General features: G+C 64.6%; 1 protein-coding gene. It reads right to left on the bottom strand.

What is annotated here, in order from left to right; translation table 11 throughout:
• Positions 1-4,183: DUF7927 domain-containing protein (locus G1H11_RS24900; protein WP_163821408.1), on the bottom strand; the 4,183-nt coding region annotated here is incomplete at both ends.

Genomic DNA, 4,183 nt, shown 5'->3' with positions numbered 1-4,183 from the left:
TCACCCGTCCAGGTGAGCGTGGTGCCGTCCAGGGAGACGTCGCCTGACGACGCCTCGGCGTCACCGTTCCAGGTGGCGTCGTCGAGGACGTCTGCCAGGTCGTCCTCAATGATCGCCCCCTCCACCGGAGCCGTACCGATGTGGTTGATCGCCACGGTGTAGGTGACCACCTCGCCGGCCTCGACCAACGAGCCCGGCTCGGGGTCAGCGGTCTTGGAGTACGTGTACGCACCGTTGATGTGCTCGGTGGTGCACGCCTCGTCTTGACCCTCGGCAGGAACGCACTGACCGTCGGTGGTCACCACGTTCTTCAGGAACCGGTCACCTTCAGCGGTCACCGTCACCGAGTAGGTCACCGTCACCACGTCGTCGACCGCGAGGTCGCCGACCCAGCTCAAGACCGGCTCGTCGTACGAGATCTCACCCGCCGACGCCTGGGCGTCGTCGTTGTAGACCGCGTCATCGAGGACCTGAGACATGTCGTCCTCGAACGACCCCGTCAGAGACCCGAGGCCGACGTGGCGAACCTCGACGGTGTAGGTGATCACGTCACCCGGCTCCACCGCCGAACCCGACTCCGGATCCGAGGTCTTCTCCACCTCGTAGTCACCGAAGATGTGCGTGGTGGTGCAGTCCGGGTTCTCATCCGGCGCCGGCACACACCGCGACCGCTCCTCGTCCGGGCTGGTGACGACGTTGGTCAGCTCGTAGTCGCCCACGTCATTCACCGTCACCGTGTAGGTGAGAGTGACGACGTCGCCGACGTCGAGATCACCTGTCCACGTCAGGATCGGCTCCTCGTAGGACACCTCACCGGACGAGACCTCGACATTGTCGTCCCAGACAGCGTCGTCGAGCACCTCGGTGAGGTCGTCAGTGACGATCGCACCCTCGATGGCGCCCTCACCACGCTGGGTGATCTCCACGTTATAGGTGATCACGTCACCCAACTGCACCGTGGAGCCCGGCGTCGGGACCGCGGTCTTGGAGTAGTCGTACCAGCCGACCAGGTGCTCCGTGGTGCAGTTGTCCGGCTCGTAGCAGCCAGGCGACCACACCACGTTCTTCAGGAACGTGTCACCGTCGGCCTCCAACTCTTCGATGTCCTTGACCGTCACCGAGTACGTGATGGTCGCGACCTCGCCGACCGGGACATCACCCTCCCAGAACAAGATGCCGTCTTCCAACGTCGCCTCACCGATGTCGGCGTCGACGTCGTCGTTGTAAACGGCGTCGTCGAACACCTGGGACAGATCGTCCCGGAACACCGCACCCGCAGGGACGTCACCCTGCTGGGTCACCGTCACCGTGTACGTGACCACGTCACCCGGTGCCACCACCGACCCGGACTCCGGATCGGAGGACTTCTCCACCAGATAGTCGGTCACGATCAGCACCGCCGAGGTGCGCATCACCAGTTCGGTGTGCTCGGCCCGAGCCTGTGCCCGGTTCACATACACATCCTGCGGCTCGGCACCGTCAGTGGTGATGACCACCTGGAACGAGAACGTCCCACCAGGCGCCAACTCGCCACCGATCACCCGGATTGCGGTCGGGTTCTCCGGACGATCCGTCGTCCACAGCGCCGACGGAGCATTCGGAGCGCCGTTGTCAGGATCAGCCGGATCGTCGCTCAACGTGGCCGGGTCGGCGTCGGTGTAATACACCGTCCCGCCGTTGTTCAGCACCACCTCGTCCAGCGTGTACGTGCCGTTGAACGACGTACCCCGCTGGTCACCGTTGTACGGCAGGATGTCGATCGTGTCCGTGTAGGCCTGCGCAATCGGGTCGTTCGACTCGATCGCCACCGTCCACGAACCCGTACCGACACCATCACCCTCACGGTTCGGGATATACGCCACATCCGCGGTCTTGAGGATGATCGTGTACCCGTTGCTCGTGGTCGTTACCGTGGCACTGCGCGGCCTCGACGTTTCGCCGCCGTAACTCGATACCGCTGTGTTCGTCAGCCGGGTACCCGGCTCGATGCTGGAATCGGGCACCGCCTGATAGGTCAGGGGATGCGGTGTGTTGGTAGCCACACCGTCCAGCGTCCACGTCAGCACCTGACGGCCCTGAGCATCCGTGGTGACCACCGGCTCCGGATCAGCCGAACCCGGCTCATACGTCATCCCCAACGGCAACGTATCCACGATCTCATAGTCGTCCACCGTCTCCGGAATGGCGCCGGAACCGTTCGCCGAATACGTCAGCGTGAACTCCACCGGCACACCGGCCGTCACCGTCGCCCGCTCAGCCGATTTCTGGATAAACGGCGTCGCACCAATGATTCTCAGGATGTCGCGGCGCCCGTTCGTCATCGGGTAGCGAGCGCCAGGCGTCGGCGTGACCTCACGAATGCCCCCTGGACCGGCCCACGCGCCTTGGCGCAGCACCGACCCGAACATCCAGACGTCCTGACCCACCGGCACGTCATCGTGGATCGCCGTCCAGGCTCGGAGGTCGATCCACTCCATGCTCTCGTTGGCGAACGTCGAGAACGGGTAACTGATCCGCACCGCCTTCACCGTCGACGGGTCGGCGGGTTCCGCAGTGGTCCAATTTGCCGGGTCGGCCCCGCAGTCGAACTGGTCCGGGTCAGCCGGCGTCGGCCCGACGTAGTACTCGAGGACCATCGTGCCGGGAAGCGGGTCGAGCTGGCGCCAGGCGACTTCACTATTGTCCCAACCCCAAACCTGAGCATCACCGGTGAACGTGACGAACTCATTGTCGAAGGCCAGGCAGTTGCCGTACTGGCTGCCGCCGGCGGCGCCGTCGGTGCTGAATGCGTTGCGGGCCTCCTGCCGCACCGTCGTCCCCGGCGACACCCGGTACGTGTCGTCCCAGAACGTATCGCTGCCGCCGGTAAAGGACCGGCGCCAGAACGCGCTCCAGCCGCCGGGCAACGTGTACGACTTGTTGGTGGCGTTGTTGTCGGTCGGATCAGGGAACGTCTGCCCGGTCGGCGCCGTGTATGTCGGCGCGTTCGGGATCGTGAGGCTGATAGATCCGGCCTGGTTTGTCGCTACCCGGAACCACAAGGATCCGCTCGCGACGTAGTCCCAGTCCAGCGGGAGCGGGTTCTGCGAAGTACCCGCGTCGTGGGTGGGCGCGTTGAGCAGGTCGTAGTTGATCCCCTTCAGCGTGAGATCGAACACACCCGGGCTCACGTAGGTCAGGGTGCACTCGTCGACGAAGTTGGTGCTCCGGTGATGTTGCGGAGCGTGAGACCACGGGTGTCCGTTGGCGTTACCGCGGTCGAAGGGTGAGCAGCCCACGAGACCCGAAATCGGGTGTTCCCCGAGGGCAATGTTGGCGCCCGTGTTCGATGCCACGTTGATCCGGTAGCTGACCTCGTCAGGACCGGGATCGGAGCCATCGCCGAGGCGCAGCGACCACTGGAGGTCGACAAGGACCTCGGTGTAGTCGTTGTTCCAGACTCTGGTGTTCGTGTTGCTACCCAAATGGAAGTCCATGATGAACGGGTTCTCGATCAGGATGGGCGGCAACTCTTTGGTCTCGCCACCAGGCGATGTGCCGTCCATCACGATCTCTTCGCCGGTGATGCCATTGGCCACCACCGGAGTCTGCAACACGATCGCCGTACCCATCTTGACCGTGCCGAAATTACACGTCAGCTCCGTGCCGTCTGCGGAGAGACTCGACACGGGGTCGACGTCGGCGGTGAGACACATGTCCGGGATCTCGGCGAAGAACGCCTTGTCCACCGTGAACGTCGCGACCACATTGTCCACCGGCTCGTTGCTCGGCGGCTCCTCGTCGTCGTTGATGTTGATACGCCACTCACCCACCACCGGGCTACTCCGGGAGATCGTCGCCGGCGGGTTCAGCCACCGGCCGTCGATCTCATACACCGGAGTTGCGGCCGCGACCTTGAAGTCATTCTCGACACTACGGGGAGCCCTGGCGTCGTCCTCGTTGGCCGGACCATCGCGGGAGTTCTCCGTCGAGGCCTCCTCCTCGGAAGCCTCATCCTCGGCTGGCTCCTCAGACGCATCCTCGCCGGCCGGTTCCTCCGTGGCCTTCTCCTCCGAAGCCGGCTCATCGGCCGCATCCTCACCGGAAGTCGGCTCTTCGACTTGCAGATCACTCGTCTCAGCGTCATCCGCCTCGCCCGTGAGCGCGGCCGTCTCGGCCGGTTCCGGCTCGCCCTGCGCGCCCC

It is taken from the genome of Phytoactinopolyspora alkaliphila, assembly GCF_010550695.1.
Lineage (GTDB): Bacteria > Actinomycetota > Actinomycetes > Jiangellales > Jiangellaceae > Phytoactinopolyspora > Phytoactinopolyspora alkaliphila.
The sequence above is the reverse complement of the archived record's forward strand: the minus strand, read 5'-3'. Positions and strand labels throughout refer to the sequence as shown.